Below are 14,522 nucleotides of genomic sequence, written 5' to 3' on the forward strand. Positions count from 1 at the left end.
AAGCCCGCTCCCACAAGGGAGACCGAGATGATCCCAGACTATGGGAACACTCCAGGGCAGCACATGCTTGAGCAGATGTGCTTCTGTAATAATTTGCATCAATTGGTTACATTTATAACCTCAACGAATCAATTCTTTCGAGTCTTTCATGGCCATCAACTTCGACCTCAACGACCTGCAAGCCTTTCGTGCCGTGGTCGAGCAGGGCAGTTTCCGCAAGGCTGCCGACACCGTGCGCCTGTCGCAACCGGCCCTGAGCCGGCGCATCGAAAAGCTCGAAGACGCCCTCGGCGTGAAGCTGTTCGAGCGCACCACACGCAAGGTCAGCCTGACTCAGGCCGGACGCGGTTTCATGCCCAGCGTCGAACGCTTGCTCGACGATCTGGACGTCGCGTTGCTCGGCATCAGTGAAGTCGCCTCGAATCGGCAGGGCCACGTAACCGTCGCTTGCGTGCCGTCGGCGGCGTACTACTTCATGCCGAGCGTGGTCGCCCGTTATCACCAGCAGTTTCCGCGAATCAAAGTCAAAGTCCTCGATTCCAGCGCCCACGACGTGCTGAGCGCGGTGGTCAATGGCGAGGCGGATTTCGGTCTGAGCTTCATGGGCACCCAGGAGGCGGGCGTGGATTTCGAGCCGCTGGTACAGGAAAGCTATGTGGTTGCCTGTCGCCGCGATCATCCGCTGGCCGGGCGCAGCAGCGTGACCTGGGACGAGTTCTACCGGCAGGATTACATCTCGCTCGACAAGACCTCGGGCAACCGTTTTCTGCTGGATCAGGCGCTGGCCAAAGTGGTGCCGCAGCGCCCGAGCATCTGCGATACGAGGCATGTGACGACCATGATCGGTCTGGTGGAAGCGGGATTGGGTGTGGCGGCGGTGCCGCTGATGGCGATGCCGGCGGCGGATCATCCGATCCTGACGCGGGTGCCGCTGACCGATCCGCAAGTGATGCGCAGTGTCGGCATCATCAAACGCCGGGGTCGAACGCTGACCCCGGCGGCATTGGAACTGGAGCGGCTGGTGGTGGAAATGAAAGTCCAGCCGCCGACGGTCAGCGCTTGACCGAATCCAGACCGGTGGCCTGCACGTCAGGCTGGGCGGCGGGTGCGGCCAGATAAGCGAGCAACGCCTTGGCTTCCTGCGGATGCTGCGCACCTACCGGAATCCCTGCTGCAAATCGTGTTACCGACTGCACCGATTCAGGAATCTTCGCCACAAAACTCACCCCCGGCACCGGCAGCAATTCGCTGACCTGCTGGAAGCCCAGTTGATAGTCGCCAGTGGCGACCACCGAGCCCACCGGGATTTTCGGGATCATCTTCGCCTTCGGTTTCAGCTGATCTTCAATGCCGAGTTTCTTGAACAACTGCTGCTCGATGTACACGCCGCTGGCGCTGTCGGAGTAGGCCACCGATTTTGCATCCAGCAGGGTCTTCTTCAGGGCGTCGACGTTGCTGATGTCCGGTTTCGGCGCGCCTTCGCGCACCACCAGGCCGATCCGCGAATCCGCCAGCTCCACACGCGAAGCCGGGTCGACCTTGCCTTGCTTGATCAGATCATCGAGGGCGTAGCCGACCATGATCACCACGTCGGCCTTTTCACCACGGGCGAGGCGATTGGGGATTGCCTCCGGCGCCTTGCCCATCGACGGGCCGAGTTGGGTGTCCAGCGTGTTGCCGGTGGCGGCGGCGAATTTCGGCCCGAGGATCTTGTAGGCGGCGGTGAAACCGCCGGAAGTCATGACCCGCAGTTCTTCGGCCTGGGCCGCAACGTTGAACGCAAGACCGGCGAGCAGGGCGGTAACGGTAAACAGTTTTTTCATGGTGATGTTCTCAGGCAGTAACAGGTTGCAGACGACCGCCGGCCCGGCGATACAGATAAAGCGTCGCGCACAATGCGCAGAGCGCGCCGATGCTCATCCAGTAACCCGGTGCGGCTTTGTCGCCGGTGTACTGGATCAGGAAGGTCGACATCGCTGGAGTGAATCCGCCGAACACGGCAGTGGCGAGGCTGTAAGCCAGGGAGAAACCGGCCACCCGCACTTCCACCGGCATGATTTCGGTCAGCGCCGGAATCATTGCGCCGTTGTACAGGCCGTAGATAAACGACAGCCACAACAGCGACAGCAGCATGTGGCTGAAGCTCGGCGCCTGCACCAGATACGACAGCGCCGGATAAGTGGTGGCCAGCGCCAGCAGCGCCATGGCGATCAGCACCGGACGGCGGCCGACGCGATCGGACAACGCGCCGCCAATCGGCAGCCAGAAGAAGTTGGAAACACCCACCAGCAGCGTCACCAGCAACGCATCCGATGTGCTCAGGTGCAGCACGGTTTTACCGAAGGTCGGTGCGTACACGGTGATCAAGTAGAACGCGGTGGTGGTCAAGGCAACCATCAACATCCCGCCCAGCACCACGCCCCAGTTCTGGCCGAGGGTGCGGAACACTTCCTTCATGCTCGGACGGTGTTTACGGGCGGCGAACTCCTCGGTTTCCGCTAGATTGCGTCGCAGAAAGAAGATGAACGGCACGATCATGCAGCCGACGAAAAACGGAATACGCCAGCCCCAATCGGCGACCGCTTCCGGCGCCATCCATTGGTTCAAGCCGTAACCGAGCGCGGCGGCGACGACGATGGCCACCTGCTGACTGGCCGACTGCCAGGCGGTGAAAAAGCCTTTGCGACCGGGCGTGGCGATTTCGGAGAGATACACCGAAACCCCGCCCAGTTCCGCACCGGCGGAGAAGCCTTGCAACAGCCTTCCGATCAACACCAGCGCCGGGGCGAACAGACCGATGGTTTCGTATCCGGGCACCAGCACAATCAAGATCGTGCCGCTGGCCATGATCGACAGGGTGACGATCAGACCTTTGCGCCGACCGACGTCATCGATGTACGCGCCGAGCACGATGGCCCCCAGCGGACGCATCAAAAAGCCTGCGCCGAACACTGCGAAAGTCATCATCAGGGACGCGAACTCACTGCTCGCCGGAAAGAACACCGCCGCGATCTGCGTGGCGTAGAAACCGAACAGAAAGAAGTCGAACTGTTCGAGGAAGTTACCCGAGGTCACCCGGAAAATGGCGCCGGCCCGCGAGCCGCCGTGTGGGATTGAGGCTGTCATAGAAAAGTACTCCACCGCTTTTATGACGTGCGCGACGGGGAGGCGGCGCACGGTTCTTATTGGGGCGGATAGTGGCGCGCAGGGATCGATTTGTTAATTGCATTGTTGGCATGGATTGATGCGCTATGCAGATCAATGGCGTGCTATGGCAGCTGTTTTGGCGTCGCTGCCTGTACGGTTCTGGCTACCATCGAGTCTTGCGCTGGTGCGGCGATGTTCACAAAAGTCCCGTCCCAGTCAGGGTCTATCCTGCGAATGCGTTCACGCAGATCCGGATGGCCCGAGAGCAGAAGAGAGCTGGAAGTGTCAGGGCCGAAAAACAGGTGGCTGAACTCGGCGGTACGGGCGGCCTTGAGGGTCGAGCCCATTTTGTATCCGCCGATTTTCTTCAGTGCCCCGGCAATACTGTCGGGGTTGCGGGTGTATTGCACGGCGGTCGCATCGGCCAGGAATTCGCGTTGCCGGCTGACTGCAGCCTTGATCAGGTTGCCGAAGAACGTCCCGGAGAATCCGACAATGCACAGCGCAGTGCCAAACATGCTGACCAGAATGGTCGGTTGCTTACGATTGGCAGATGAATGTGGTGTGTCCTCAAGACCGCGCAAGAGATGGTTTCCGGCCAACCCGATCACCATGATCCCGTGAACGATCGCGACCAGTTGGGTGTTCAGGCGCATGTCGCCGTTATAGATGTGGCTGAATTCGTGGGCGATCACGCCTTGCAGTTCATCGCGTGACAACAGGCTTATCGCACCTTGAGTGACGCCGATCACTGCATCCTGAGGGGTGAAACCGGCGGCAAATGCATTGATGCCCTGATCCGGCAAGAGATACACGCAAGGAACGGCGGTGCCAGAGGCCAAGGCCATTTCCTCCACTACGTTGACCAGGCGGCGCTCTTCCAGAGTTCGCGCGTCATGGTTGATCAGACGACCACCCAAACGGCGCGCGACCACTTTTCCGCCCCCTGTCAATTCGACGTATTTGAACAGTCCGCCGAGCAACACAACACCCGTTACCAGCGCTGCAATGATCGCGAAAAACTGCCAGTTTTCCGCCAGATCCTCGAGCGTTTTGCCGTACGAGATCGGCAGAATCAGGAGCATGAAGGACACAAGAATCAAGCCGAGTACGGCGAGAAACATCAGGATCACGAGCTGCACCGAGCGACGTTTGGCCCGGCACTGTTGTTCAAAGAAATTCATCTAGCCATCCGTGGACGTGGAGTCTGAATCAATCCGCCGTTGCCGCCATCTGATCAGGCACCGGTTTGCCCGCTGCGGCAGCCGTCGTAAAACTCCCGTCCCACTGCGGATCGATCCGACGAATCCGCACGCTCAGATCAGGGTGGGTCGCAAACATCCGGCTCAGCCAACCTGATCCGCCTGTGCTGAAGAACAAATGACTGAATTCGGCGGCACGGGGGGAGTTGATGACGGAACCTTGTTTATGGGCTCCGATTTTTTTCAGGGCACCGACAATGCTTTGCGGATTGCGCGTGTATTGCACCGCGCTGGCATCGGCGAGGAATTCACGCTGGCGACTGACAGCCGCCTTGATCAAATTGCCATAGAGATTTCCGATAAATCCGGCCACGCACAGTGCGAAACCGAGCGCAAAAACCACCAGCATCAACCGCACGTCGCGTTTGTCGCGTTTGAGCAGGCTGGCCAGTATGTAAGTGCCAGCCAGCCCCAACACCAACAGGCCGTGCACCACTGCCACCAGTTGCGTGTTGAGGCGCATGTCACCGTTGAAAATGTGGCTGAATTCGTGGGCGATCACCCCTTGCAGTTCTTCCCGGGTCAGCAGCGCCACCGCGCCACGGGTCACACCAATGGCCGCGTCCTCCGGTGTAAATCCGGCCGCGAAGGCGTTGATGCTTTCGTCGGGTAACAGATACACCGCCGGCATGCAGGTGCCGGAGGCAATCGCCATTTCTTCGACGACGTTCATCAACCGCTGCTCGTCCTGGGTACGCACATTGCCATTGAGCAGGCGGCCACCCAGTTTCTCCGCGACGACCTTGCCGCCTGCCCGCAGTTGCCGATATTTTAGCAGACCGCCAATCACCACGATGCTGCTGATGAACGATGCGATAACGGCCATTGCCAGAAACGCATCCGCCAGCGTGCCAGTCCCGCTCAGGTAATCCTCGAAACCATTGAAGACGAAGGGCAGGCTGGTCATCCCGATCAGCATGACAATCGCCAGAATCATCATGCACACCAGCCGTTGCGTCTGGTTTCGGGCCTGGGTTTGTCGTTCGAAAAAGTTCATCGAGCCATCCATGGAGAGAAGAAGTCAGAAAGAAACGTTGGGCGCGGTCTTGATGGCCAGCGTATCGGCAAACTTCAACGAAACCGCATCCTCGCGATGGCCAAAACTGGCCGCCAGCAGCACCGCCGGAAAGCTCTGCTTGAGCGTGTTGTAGGCCATCACCGCATCGTTGAACGCCTGCCGCGCGAAACTCACCTTGTTTTCGGTGCTGCTCAGCTCTTCGCTCAGTTGTTGCATGTTCTGCGAGGCCTTGAGTTCCGGATAAGCCTCCAGCGTCAGGTTCAAGCGACCCACCGCGCTGCTGAGTGCGCTGTCCGCCCGCCCCAATTGCGCGATGTTCTGGGCGCTGCCCGGTTTCGCCTGTGCAGCCTCAAATCCGGCCACGGCGGCATTGCGTGCGGCGATCACCGCTTCAAGGGTTTCGCGCTCATGGGCCAGATAACCCTTGGCAATGCTGACCAGATTGGGGATCAGGTCATAGCGGCGTTTGAGCTGCACTTCGACCTGGGCAAATGCGTTCTTGATCTCGTTGCGCCGGGCAACAAGCTTGTTGAAAAGATTGACAGCGTAGAGCCCCAGCAGCGCAAGCAATACCAGATTGACGATGAGGTAGATCTTCACGGTGATGTCCTTATTCACTCGGCAGGGGCGCGCGATCTTATCGCAAATGGATGCCGTTGACTGTATTCGCCCGGTGGCGGACGAGCCCGGATCGCGTTCCGGGGCGCGACTACAATCTCCGGTTCAGCTTCATCAAAAAACAAGGAATGATTCCAGAGCCGCGCAGTCGGAGTTCAGGTATCACATATCTCAGGAGGTTCACCGATGAACAACAAGACCCTAATCGCCAGCCTGGCCCTCGTCGCCGGCATCGCCGGGATCAGCCCTCTCGTTCAAGCGGCGCAAACCTCGAACGACACCGTCGAACAATCACCGACCGGCAACCGCGAACTGAACGTCAACGACCGCGCCCCGGATATCTACCAGCGCAGCGAAAAAGCCATCAAAAACTGGAAACAGAAAGGCCTCAAGCAGCCGGAACCGCAGGCGCAGTGGGTGCAGATCAATGACAAGTACGTGATGGTGATGATTACCAACGGGACGATTGTGGCGATTCAGCCGGTGGAGCGTTAGCTTGTACCTTCAGGTGCGTATTACTGAACACCGAAATTTTGCCGACTTCTTCATAGGAGGAAGGAGTCGTTTGGAGTAAGCGCGAAAGATAGAGTTGGCGATGATGTACGGGATAGTGGCAAAATGACTCCTTATCAATTTCTTGTGCATTGTCATGACCATCAATTTTGGATTTTCAGTAAAAAACTATAAGTGTTTCAAAGCGCGTGGAGCAAGTTTCTATACGATCAAATATATTAATTTGCTTGTGGGTAAAAATAATGTTGGAAAATCTACCTTTCTTGAAATTCTAGATGCGCTTTGTAATCCCGCTGGTTTGGAAAATACTCCATTTTCGGAAGTCGAGCTGCATGAAATGATTGATGATGAGGTTTTGGGAGATGCCGAACTCGATGAGCCTCATTTTGTGCTATTTGATGATGATTTTGACGACCCTTCAACAGAACCAGTACCAGCACCAGCACCAGCACCAAACGATCATGAGCACCTTCGAGGTGCTATAGCGACTTACTTGGAGTCTGCAACTCAGATTAGATACGTCGGCATCAATTGCAATGTTTCTGAAAGTGAAGAGAGTGGTCTTCGGGAAAGATACTCTAATAATATGTTTCGAAATAAAATTGATGGGGGCTATATTGAGACTGATCAAATATTGTTCAAGACGCACGTGAGGCTTCGTGCCGATCGAGATATTGTTCCTGAGTATGGCGAAGAGAATCCAGAGTTTACAAGTAATGGGGTGGGGGCTACGCAGATAGTGCATGCGTTATCTCACTTTTCAGGGCATGACAGAGATATAATTACAAAAAAATTGCTGGTGGCTTTGAATTCCATATTTGGTCCGGATACTCATTTTGTCGAAATAACGACCAAGTACCACAAAGGCAAGGATGTCTGGGAAATTTATCTTTCTGAACAGGACGCAAAGCTTTACCCGCTTTCTCAATCGGGTAGCGGATTGAAAACTATAATTCTGGTGTTGTTGAATCTTTTGGTTCGGCCCGAATTTGAAAAGCTTCCTGTGAGTAATTACATATTTTCATTTGAGGAACTGGAGAATAATCTGCATCCAAGTCTTCAGCGTAAACTCTTTCAGTATCTTGAGGATTTTGCAAAAAAAAATGAATGTCATATGTTTATCACGACGCATTCCAATATTGCTATTGATGCTTTTAGTCAGTCTCCGGATGCGCAAATAAATCATATACAGAAAGAAGGTGATGAGGTTGTAGGTGCTTTGATAAATAGTAATTTGCACAGTTATGGTGTGCTTGAAGATCTTGGGCATAAGGCTAGCGATCTTTTGCAGGCGAATGGACTTATATGGGTAGAGGGGCCGTCGGATCGAATATATATCAAAAAATTTATAGAGATCTGGGGAGATGGTGAACTCAAGGAAGGTGTGCATTTCCAATTTGCATTATTTGGCGGTAGTCTGCTCGCGCATATGGATATGTCGATGCCACAGCATGAAGTCAGTGACGCCTTAAGTGTTTTAAGAATAAACAGAAATGCGGTGCTAGTCTGCGATGGTGATTGTCTTTTTGAAGGTGCACCATTGAAGAAGCGAGTCGTCAGGGCAAAAGCTGCTCTAGAGGCCTCAGGTGGTTATGCTTGGGTGACAGAATGCAAGGAAATAGAGAATCTTATTCCGAAAGAAGCATTTCAGTCTGTTAATTCATTAGAGGGGATTGATGATATATTGCCCCATGAAAAAATTAATGATTATTTGACAAGGCATGACGCTACGAGAGCTGCAAACTATACAGATAAGGTGGTGAAGTCCGGTTTGTACGCAAGTTTTTTTACACGTGAAAATTTGACCTTTCGTCCTGAGATTGATGAGCATATGACAAAAATATGCGCTCGAATTCGTCAGTGGAATTTTATGTAGCTATCGATTGGGCTTTGACTACACCGATTGATGTTTTGGCATTTCCATTCCCAACCGATACTGATTGTTCCCACTGCGTTTGGCCTCATACATCGCCAGATCCGCAATGTGCAGCAAGCGGTCCATGGTCGGTGCGTGGTCGGGGAAGACGGCGACGCCGAGGCTGGTGCCGATGTGGCGTTGGTCGTTGCCGATGGGGATTGGCGGGGACAGTTCGATGAAGATTTTCTGGCAGATGCTGCGAGCTTCGTCCTGCAGGTTCAGGCCGGGGGCGAGGCCTTGCAGAATGACCACGAATTCGTCGCCGCCGATCCGCGCAACGGTGTCACTGACCCGCAGGATGCGTTTCAGGCGCGCAGCGGTGGTGATAAGAACGCGGTCGCCGGCGGCGTGACCGTAGCGGTCGTTGATCCCCTTGAAGCCGTTGAGATCGATGAACACCAGTGCCACCCGCGTTTCGGTCATGCGGGCATGTTCGAGTGCTTCCGATAGCCGTTCTTCCAGCACCAGGCGGTTGGGCAGGCCGGTCAACGGGTCGAAATGAGCGAGGTGCTTGAGGTAGCTGGCCGAGGCCTTTTCTTCGGTGATGTCGCGCACCACGCCCATCATCTTGATCACCGCGTCGTGATCGTTGCGCACCACATTGCCGGTTTCCCGCAGCCAGCGGATTGTGCCGTCGGGCCAGACCACGCGGTATTCCTCATCGTGGTTTTCGCCAGTCTCCAGGCATCGCAATTCCCCCGCGCGCACCCTGGCGCGGTCATCGGGGTGTACGCAGGAACAGAACAGCGCGTAGGAGGGTGTCACTTCGCCGATCTTGAAGCCGAACATGCCGAATATTGCGTCGGACCAATAGAGTCGATCCGTGTTGACTTCCCAATCCCAAGTGCCGATCCGCGCAAAATACTGGCTGCGCTTGAAGCGGTCGGCGTCGCCATCCTGACGGATGTTCTGGCCCTCGGCGGCGCGGGTGAGCAGTTCGCGATACTCGGCGAGTTGCTGACGAAGCTCGCGCACTCGGCGGATCAGAACGGCGATCACGACCAACAGCACAACGACAATGGCGAAGCTGATCCAGAGTTGAGTCATTCAAGCGTCGCTGTCATGGCGTATCGATCAGGATTGGTAGCGGGTGGCCATCATCCATCACGGCCGACGTAGGGTCAAACGGTTGCCAATGGCCGGTATTTCTGGGAAAACGGCGGCCAGCGGAACAATAGAGCGAATGTTATGAATGATGAACTGCAGATAATCGATCTTCAGCCCGGCGACGGAAAAGCCGCCGTCAAAGGCGCGTTGATCACCACCCAATACACCGGTTGGCTGGAAGACGGCACCGAATTCGATTCGTCCTGGAGCCGGGGCAAGCCGTTTCAGTGCGTGATCGGCACGGGCCGGGTCATCAAGGGTTGGGATCAAGGGATCATGGGCATGCAGGTGGGTGGCAAGCGCAAGCTGCTGGTGCCTGCGAATCTGGGTTACGGCGAGCGGACGATGGGCAAGATTCCGCCGAATTCGAATCTGGTGTTCGAGATTGAGTTGCTTGAGGTTTTGACGCGGGAGGATTGAATCCGGCGTGCAGAATTGATGATCGTATTCAGGGATTAGCACATGGACGTGTGGCACATGATTTCTCAGATTGCCGAGTGGTTGGGCGAGAAACACTCGTCGCACGGGCGCTGGTCTTACGGGTATATGGCTGTGCTCAACGCTGCTGTGGGGGTTGGCACTTGGGTTGTGGCCAGGGAACTGATGGCAAAGCGCAAAGTGCTCAAGGATCGTGTGACGACGACGCTTGCGTCTGGAAGCCTTACAGCGACTTCCTTCGCAGAAGAAGACGGGCAACAGGTCAGATTCACCGGCGTTCTGCTGGAGGAAGAGGGGATTTATACCGTGACCCTGACTCGACAAGATGTTCAAGGCTCCGTTGTTTCTTCGAGCGACGGACTGCACTCGCTGGAGGAGGTCGAGGCTTACTTGAGGGGGCATACGCCTTTCATTCTGTCTGACTTTCGGCGGTGATTGCGTCTGCACACAAAACCCGTTGTGATGAGGGAAAACCCTGATCACAACGTCCTGCAAGGGCTTTAAATCAGGTAAATGCCTCAATATCGTCAAGCGTGTCTGCGATCACGCCTTCCAGCGAGGGGAATCTTGTCTTTACCTCCTCCAGCGCTGCAAAGGCAATGTCTTTGTCCAGCTCGCAGTGTCTTCGAGCAACGTGGCCGAGAGCGGTAATGGCAGAGGTGAGAACCGACTCATTGCTGCTGGCGAAATACTTCAGGCAGGTTTGCTGAGCCCAGATTCTGTCTGATTCGTTCAAGCCAATAGAAATCAATCCAGCGACAACATTCCTTTCCACGCCGCTTTTAAGAATCCTCACTGCTTCATCGTGGTTCACTGTTGGTTATTGATAGAAAAGACTCAACTATTCCCGAACCCCGATAAAAAGATCTAGTTCAGTTGGTAGGTGTTCATTAAGGACTGACGCAATTTGCCGGACCTGACCGTCATTCAGTAACCATTCTCCGGCCTCGCTTTCTTCCAGGCTTTCCCAACCCAGCAACGCTAAAACCGCAGCTTCTGCCTCAGGCTTCACCGTCAGTTCAAACTTCAAAGAGTCGTCCTCTTCATCACCTTTCAAAAAGCCACTTATCCATAAAAACATTAAAAGCCTCCTGTATTACTTCGGGGTAGATCTCTCGGGATCTGCGGGATCTATTTGTTCACCGGTTTCGTGGTTGAATTCACCAAGGTGTTTGCCTTGTTTGTTGTAAAGCTCAATAGCGCCAGTCTTGCTATCCCATTCATATATTCGCCCCTTCCGGTCCTTCCAGCGGCTTCGCTTGCCTCCTCCACCCTGAACGCTGCTTTTTGATTTGACTGGTTGGGCATCCGGGAATGCGGGCAGTGTGCGCGGGGGCCTGTGGTATTTGATATCACCGCCCAGTGCTGGCCTGGAGAGCACAACATACAGAGGCTGCACCCCGGAGTCAGCCGGAAACACAAGGATGAAATCCTCGTACTCCGGCGGATAGATCGGGTTGACGATGATTTTGTCTGCTTGCTCAGTCGGCGGATAAATCCAGATAGTCGGTGTTTGCGGGGCACTTTCCAGCGGCGGGATGACCGAAGTGCTGGATGGGTCGACGGCTGGCGTCCAGGTCAATGTGATGCCATTGCCAAAGTCAGCCACTTGTCGAGAGCCTTGAGCAACGAATTGCACGACCGGAATCATTTCCCAGTCAGGGCGCTTCTGAGTGTTGTACCCGTACCCTTTGAGACGGCCATCGGCCTGTTGCTCTACGTGCAGCCGGATACGTGTTCGGCCCTCCTTCAGTGATCTGAGCTGTTCTTCGGTATAGAGCGAACTGTCCCCCAGATTCGATGGCCACAGAAGTGCAACCATTCCCGCCAATGCACCTCCTGCAACGCCGCCCGTGACTGCACCAACACTGAAAGTGGAGCTTGCGCCGGCGCCAGCAAAAGCGGGACTGCCCAACACAAGCGTGCCCAGTGCGGACGGCAAATTGGCACCGCTGATTTTTTTGAGGGGAATGTTTCCCGACGCATCTCTTTCGCGCCCCCCAAGCAGTGAGAACGCTCCAAAGTCGGCAAGCCTTTCGACAGGAATAAACCCTGCCGGGCTTTCATGGTTGATGACGCCATCGGGGAGGTTGCAGCTTTTGGCGAATACACAACCTACGGCGCTGAGTTGACTCTGTCGTGGCGTCTGCCGAACAAAACGATCTTCATAGGCTTGTTGTCTGGCCAGCATATCGTCGTATTTCTTTTGTCTGGCATCCTGCGCAGCAAGTTCGGTAGCAGTCATGAAGCGGGTAGTGATGTGGTGCCCGTCACCTGACGGCGGATTTTGAATCCGGGGGAGGAGTGTTTTTCGAGGCATGAGCGTCCTTGTTTCATCTTTTCAAAGCGTGGAGGACGCTATCTGAATGAGAGTTTGAAAGATGTAGGACGCTTCTGAAGCTCAGATGGTTGTTACAAAAAAGCACTCTCGATAATGCCCATGGGACACCAGTCTTGTGATTGTAAAAGCCAAACCCGCTGCCTCCTTTTACGGAGCCAGCGGGTTTTTTCTTGCCTTTTACCTGAGGCGTTACGCAGCTATAGCCATCTCATCCAGCGTCGCGGCAACCGTGCTGGTCAGGCTCGGAAATCTGCGTTTGACGCTGTGGAGTGCCGGCATGACGCGGTTCCGGTCCAGTTTGCCGTGATCGCGGGCGAGTTGGACAAGGGCCTCGAGGGCGGCGGTGACGATGGATTTTCTTTCGCTTTCGAGCAGGAGCAGACAGGCCTTTTCGGCCCATTGGCTGTCTTTCTCGTTGAGGCCGATGGAGATCAGGGCGGCGACGACGTGTGCATCGGATTTGCTTTCCATGAGGTGTTCCTCAGGTCGTGGCATCGAGAGTGTCCAGCGCCCGGTTCACGGCGAGCTCGCCACACATCACCACTTGGGCGATGCCCAGCACGGTGCTGCGGTAGGGCGGGTCCAGCAGCGCGGCGAAGTCGCTGAGCATCACGCTGGCCGAAGCCATCGACTCGCAGGCGTGGGCCAGCAGGGCATGCTGATCGATGTGGGGGGCGATGAGGAACATGCGGCCGGGGCAGTGCTGTTTCGGGGCGGTGGGTTTCAGGTAATGGTCGAGGGCGCGCTCGGCGGCTTCGTGGAGTTTTTTTGAATCGGTTGTGGAGTAGGGAGAGGTTGGGTCGGATTCGGACTGGATGTCTGTTTCCGGAGGATTGGGTGTTGGCTTGATCATTTGCTTAGAACCTTTCAATTGAGGCTTACACCGTCATTTGCGACTAAACAAATTGGGTGGCAGCTATGCGCAGGTTAGTCGACCGGTGGTTCTAAGCTTTCCCGGCGCACCCGAAGGTGCCCTGCGCACAGCTACCATTAAGTACAGGCGTAGAAATGCCTGACAGAAATGACTCTATGCAGCTTAAAACCCACCGAGCGACTAAACCCGTTCACTGACCATTCAGTGATGCGAATCAAGTTACGGGCAGGCTCCAAACCGCACAAGCCGGCGGATTCTGGCGTAGTTGTAGGCAAAGGCGCAAGGCAATGTAGCCTCCCGGATGGGGGCAAAATGATGCGTCATTTTTCAGTCCGCCATCGCGAGCAAGCTCGCTCCCACAGGGTTCTGTGTCGGCTTATCAGGTGTGCCGGCTCGCGCATTTCTGCTTTGTGATACTGGATATTTAATAAGCCACTTCGAGCTTGATTTATATCGGTTTCGATATAGCCTGCATGGCACATCCAGCACAAGGAATCAGGCTAAACCATGACGGATCATCAAAATCCACCCCAGCGTTTCTCAAGCGTCTGGGATGCACTGGAAGACACGCCGCAGGAAGCGGCCAACATGCGCCTGCGGGCCAAGCTGATGCGCACGTTGTGCGAAACGATTCGTGCCTGGGAGCTTCCGCAGAAGGAGGCGGCCAAGCGTCTAGGCATCACCCAGCCGCGCCTCAACGACGTACTCAACGGCAAAATCGACAAGTTCTCTCTGGATGCGCTGGTCAACCTGTCGGCTGCAGCGCAACTGGACGTAGACCTCTGCTTCTCGTCGTCCTCGCCACTGCAATGGGCCTGACAGACGAGGGTTCTCAACGATCCTGCCTCTGAAACACCTTCCAGAGGCGGTTGCCGACTGACGCTCCGCCTCAATCCTTTCACGTCAAAAATTCAAGCTGCGACGGATGGTCGAAAACAGGCCTTGCCCCTCTCGATCGGAACAGCGACTATGCTCGCCATATAGGGGTAGGAGGTATAGGTATGTCGCACACGCACGAACACAAAGGCGAATTGCTCAACCGGGTCCGGCGTATTGCCGGGCAGGTTCAGGCGGTTGAACGGGCGCTGGAGTCCGAGGCCGATTGTGCCAAGACGTTGCACCTGATGGCGGCGATTCGCGGCGCGGTCAATGGCTTGATGGAGCAGTTCATCGAGGCCCACGCCCGCGAGCATGTCGCCCGTCCCGACCTTAGCGACGAAGCCCGCGCCCAGGGCGTGGAAGAGTTGCTGCTGGCCATCCGCCGATATTCCAAGTGAGCGCCGACA

Annotated in this window: 18 protein-coding genes; 7 read left to right on the forward strand and 11 right to left on the reverse strand. The window is 55.7% G+C overall.

Features of this window, described 5'->3' with window-relative positions; translation table 11 throughout:
• Positions 1 to 148 precede the first annotated feature (148 nt).
• Positions 149 to 1,063, forward strand: coding sequence for a LysR family transcriptional regulator (locus CAF74_RS08540; protein ID WP_085746041.1), 915 nt, complete (start codon positions 149 to 151; stop codon positions 1,061 to 1,063).
• On the opposite strand, the gene CAF74_RS08545 is transcribed toward CAF74_RS08540, so the two are convergent.
• From CAF74_RS08545 to CAF74_RS08565, 5 genes are all read right to left on the reverse strand, one after another.
• Positions 1,053 to 1,823, reverse strand: a complete 771-nt coding sequence (locus CAF74_RS08545) for a substrate-binding domain-containing protein (protein ID WP_085746042.1) — start codon at positions 1,821 to 1,823, stop codon at positions 1,053 to 1,055. The genes CAF74_RS08540 and CAF74_RS08545 overlap by 11 nt on opposite strands.
• Positions 1,824 to 1,833: 10 nt before the next feature.
• Positions 1,834 to 3,126, reverse strand: coding sequence for an MFS transporter (locus CAF74_RS08550; RefSeq protein WP_085746043.1), 1,293 nt, complete (start codon positions 3,124 to 3,126; stop codon positions 1,834 to 1,836).
• Between the two features lie 143 nt (positions 3,127 to 3,269).
• Positions 3,270 to 4,331 (reverse strand): M48 family metallopeptidase, encoded by a 1,062-nt coding sequence (locus tag CAF74_RS08555; protein WP_085746044.1) that lies wholly within the window; start codon positions 4,329 to 4,331, stop codon positions 3,270 to 3,272.
• A gap of 28 nt (positions 4,332 to 4,359) precedes the next feature.
• Complete coding sequence (locus CAF74_RS08560; RefSeq protein WP_085746045.1) at positions 4,360 to 5,406, reverse strand: M48 family metallopeptidase; 1,047 nt, start codon at positions 5,404 to 5,406, stop codon at positions 4,360 to 4,362.
• A gap of 24 nt (positions 5,407 to 5,430) precedes the next feature.
• A complete protein-coding gene (locus CAF74_RS08565; protein ID WP_085746046.1) occupies positions 5,431 to 6,027 on the reverse strand; it encodes a LemA family protein in 597 nt (198 codons plus the stop codon).
• Between the two features lie 204 nt (positions 6,028 to 6,231).
• Between CAF74_RS08565 and CAF74_RS08570 the strand changes: the two genes are divergently transcribed.
• Both CAF74_RS08570 and CAF74_RS08575 read left to right on the forward strand, forming a co-directional pair.
• On the forward strand, positions 6,232 to 6,540 hold the full coding sequence (locus CAF74_RS08570) for an RcnB family protein (protein ID WP_064597595.1): 309 nt from the start codon (positions 6,232 to 6,234) through the stop codon (positions 6,538 to 6,540).
• A 154-nt stretch (positions 6,541 to 6,694) separates the two neighbouring features.
• A complete protein-coding gene (locus tag CAF74_RS08575; protein WP_085746047.1) occupies positions 6,695 to 8,434 on the forward strand; it encodes an ATP-dependent endonuclease in 1,740 nt (579 codons plus the stop codon).
• 18 nt (positions 8,435 to 8,452) lie between these two features.
• Here the strand turns inward: CAF74_RS08575 and CAF74_RS08580 are convergent, their stop codons facing one another.
• Positions 8,453 to 9,523, reverse strand: a complete 1,071-nt coding sequence (locus CAF74_RS08580) for a sensor domain-containing diguanylate cyclase (protein WP_085746048.1) — start codon at positions 9,521 to 9,523, stop codon at positions 8,453 to 8,455.
• A 141-nt stretch (positions 9,524 to 9,664) separates the two neighbouring features.
• Between CAF74_RS08580 and CAF74_RS08585 the strand changes: the two genes are divergently transcribed.
• Positions 9,665 to 10,003, forward strand: coding sequence for an FKBP-type peptidyl-prolyl cis-trans isomerase (locus tag CAF74_RS08585; protein WP_085746049.1), 339 nt, complete (start codon positions 9,665 to 9,667; stop codon positions 10,001 to 10,003).
• Positions 10,004 to 10,045: 42 nt separating this feature from the next.
• Positions 10,046 to 10,456: a hypothetical protein gene (locus CAF74_RS08590; RefSeq protein WP_085746050.1), complete on the forward strand. Its 411-nt coding sequence runs from the start codon at positions 10,046 to 10,048 to the stop codon at positions 10,454 to 10,456.
• 70 nt (positions 10,457 to 10,526) lie between these two features.
• On the opposite strand, the gene CAF74_RS08595 is transcribed toward CAF74_RS08590, so the two are convergent.
• The 5 genes from CAF74_RS08595 to CAF74_RS08615 all read right to left on the reverse strand — a co-directional run bounded on the left by CAF74_RS08595 (position 10,527) and on the right by CAF74_RS08615 (position 13,215).
• Positions 10,527 to 10,835, reverse strand: coding sequence for a hypothetical protein (locus tag CAF74_RS08595; RefSeq protein ID WP_176240480.1), 309 nt, complete (start codon positions 10,833 to 10,835; stop codon positions 10,527 to 10,529).
• A 27-nt stretch (positions 10,836 to 10,862) separates the two neighbouring features.
• On the reverse strand, positions 10,863 to 11,102 hold the full coding sequence (locus CAF74_RS08600) for a pyocin S6 family toxin immunity protein (protein WP_011334842.1): 240 nt from the start codon (positions 11,100 to 11,102) through the stop codon (positions 10,863 to 10,865).
• A gap of 15 nt (positions 11,103 to 11,117) precedes the next feature.
• Positions 11,118 to 12,341 carry a colicin E3/pyocin S6 family cytotoxin gene (locus CAF74_RS08605; protein ID WP_085746051.1) on the reverse strand — a complete coding sequence of 408 codons (1,224 nt, stop codon included), beginning with the start codon at positions 12,339 to 12,341 and terminating at the stop codon, positions 11,118 to 11,120.
• Between the two features lie 210 nt (positions 12,342 to 12,551).
• Positions 12,552 to 12,833, reverse strand: a complete 282-nt coding sequence (locus tag CAF74_RS08610) for a hypothetical protein (protein WP_085746052.1) — start codon at positions 12,831 to 12,833, stop codon at positions 12,552 to 12,554.
• Between the two features lie 10 nt (positions 12,834 to 12,843).
• On the reverse strand, positions 12,844 to 13,215 hold the full coding sequence (locus CAF74_RS08615; RefSeq protein ID WP_085746053.1) for a DUF6124 family protein: 372 nt from the start codon (positions 13,213 to 13,215) through the stop codon (positions 12,844 to 12,846).
• A gap of 528 nt (positions 13,216 to 13,743) precedes the next feature.
• Here CAF74_RS08615 and CAF74_RS08620 point away from each other — a divergent pair.
• Positions 13,744 to 14,055, forward strand: coding sequence for a helix-turn-helix domain-containing protein (locus CAF74_RS08620; RefSeq protein WP_085746054.1), 312 nt, complete (start codon positions 13,744 to 13,746; stop codon positions 14,053 to 14,055).
• A gap of 182 nt (positions 14,056 to 14,237) precedes the next feature.
• Positions 14,238 to 14,513 carry a metal/formaldehyde-sensitive transcriptional repressor gene (locus tag CAF74_RS08625; RefSeq protein ID WP_085746055.1) on the forward strand — a complete coding sequence of 92 codons (276 nt, stop codon included), beginning with the start codon at positions 14,238 to 14,240 and terminating at the stop codon, positions 14,511 to 14,513.
• The last annotated feature ends 9 nt before the right edge of the window (positions 14,514 to 14,522 follow it).

This window comes from Pseudomonas sp. R45(2017) (assembly GCF_002112305.1).
GTDB classification, from domain to species: Bacteria; Pseudomonadota; Gammaproteobacteria; order Pseudomonadales; family Pseudomonadaceae; genus Aquipseudomonas; species Aquipseudomonas paraglycinae.

Bases quoted from the DNA above. Each gene is read 5' to 3' on its own strand.
- CAF74_RS08540 (WP_085746041.1), top strand. From the start codon at position 149: ATGGCCATCAACTTCGACCTCAACGACCTGCAAGCCTTTCGTGCCGTG.
- CAF74_RS08545 (WP_085746042.1), bottom strand. From the start codon at position 1,823: ATGAAAAAACTGTTTACCGTTACCGCCCTGCTCGCCGGTCTTGCGTTC.
- CAF74_RS08550 (WP_085746043.1), bottom strand. From the start codon at position 3,126: ATGACAGCCTCAATCCCACACGGCGGCTCGCGGGCCGGCGCCATTTTC.
- CAF74_RS08555 (WP_085746044.1), bottom strand. From the start codon at position 4,331: ATGAATTTCTTTGAACAACAGTGCCGGGCCAAACGTCGCTCGGTGCAG.
- CAF74_RS08560 (WP_085746045.1), bottom strand. From the start codon at position 5,406: ATGAACTTTTTCGAACGACAAACCCAGGCCCGAAACCAGACGCAACGG.
- CAF74_RS08570 (WP_064597595.1), top strand. From the start codon at position 6,232: ATGAACAACAAGACCCTAATCGCCAGCCTGGCCCTCGTCGCCGGCATC.
- CAF74_RS08575 (WP_085746047.1), top strand. From the start codon at position 6,695: ATGACCATCAATTTTGGATTTTCAGTAAAAAACTATAAGTGTTTCAAA.
- CAF74_RS08580 (WP_085746048.1), bottom strand. From the start codon at position 9,523: ATGACTCAACTCTGGATCAGCTTCGCCATTGTCGTTGTGCTGTTGGTC.
- CAF74_RS08585 (WP_085746049.1), top strand. From the start codon at position 9,665: ATGAATGATGAACTGCAGATAATCGATCTTCAGCCCGGCGACGGAAAA.
- CAF74_RS08590 (WP_085746050.1), top strand. From the start codon at position 10,046: ATGGACGTGTGGCACATGATTTCTCAGATTGCCGAGTGGTTGGGCGAG.
- CAF74_RS08600 (WP_011334842.1), bottom strand. From the start codon at position 11,102: ATGTTTTTATGGATAAGTGGCTTTTTGAAAGGTGATGAAGAGGACGAC.
- CAF74_RS08605 (WP_085746051.1), bottom strand. From the start codon at position 12,341: ATGCCTCGAAAAACACTCCTCCCCCGGATTCAAAATCCGCCGTCAGGT.
- CAF74_RS08610 (WP_085746052.1), bottom strand. From the start codon at position 12,833: ATGGAAAGCAAATCCGATGCACACGTCGTCGCCGCCCTGATCTCCATC.
- CAF74_RS08615 (WP_085746053.1), bottom strand. From the start codon at position 13,215: ATGATCAAGCCAACACCCAATCCTCCGGAAACAGACATCCAGTCCGAA.
- CAF74_RS08620 (WP_085746054.1), top strand. From the start codon at position 13,744: ATGACGGATCATCAAAATCCACCCCAGCGTTTCTCAAGCGTCTGGGAT.
- CAF74_RS08625 (WP_085746055.1), top strand. From the start codon at position 14,238: ATGTCGCACACGCACGAACACAAAGGCGAATTGCTCAACCGGGTCCGG.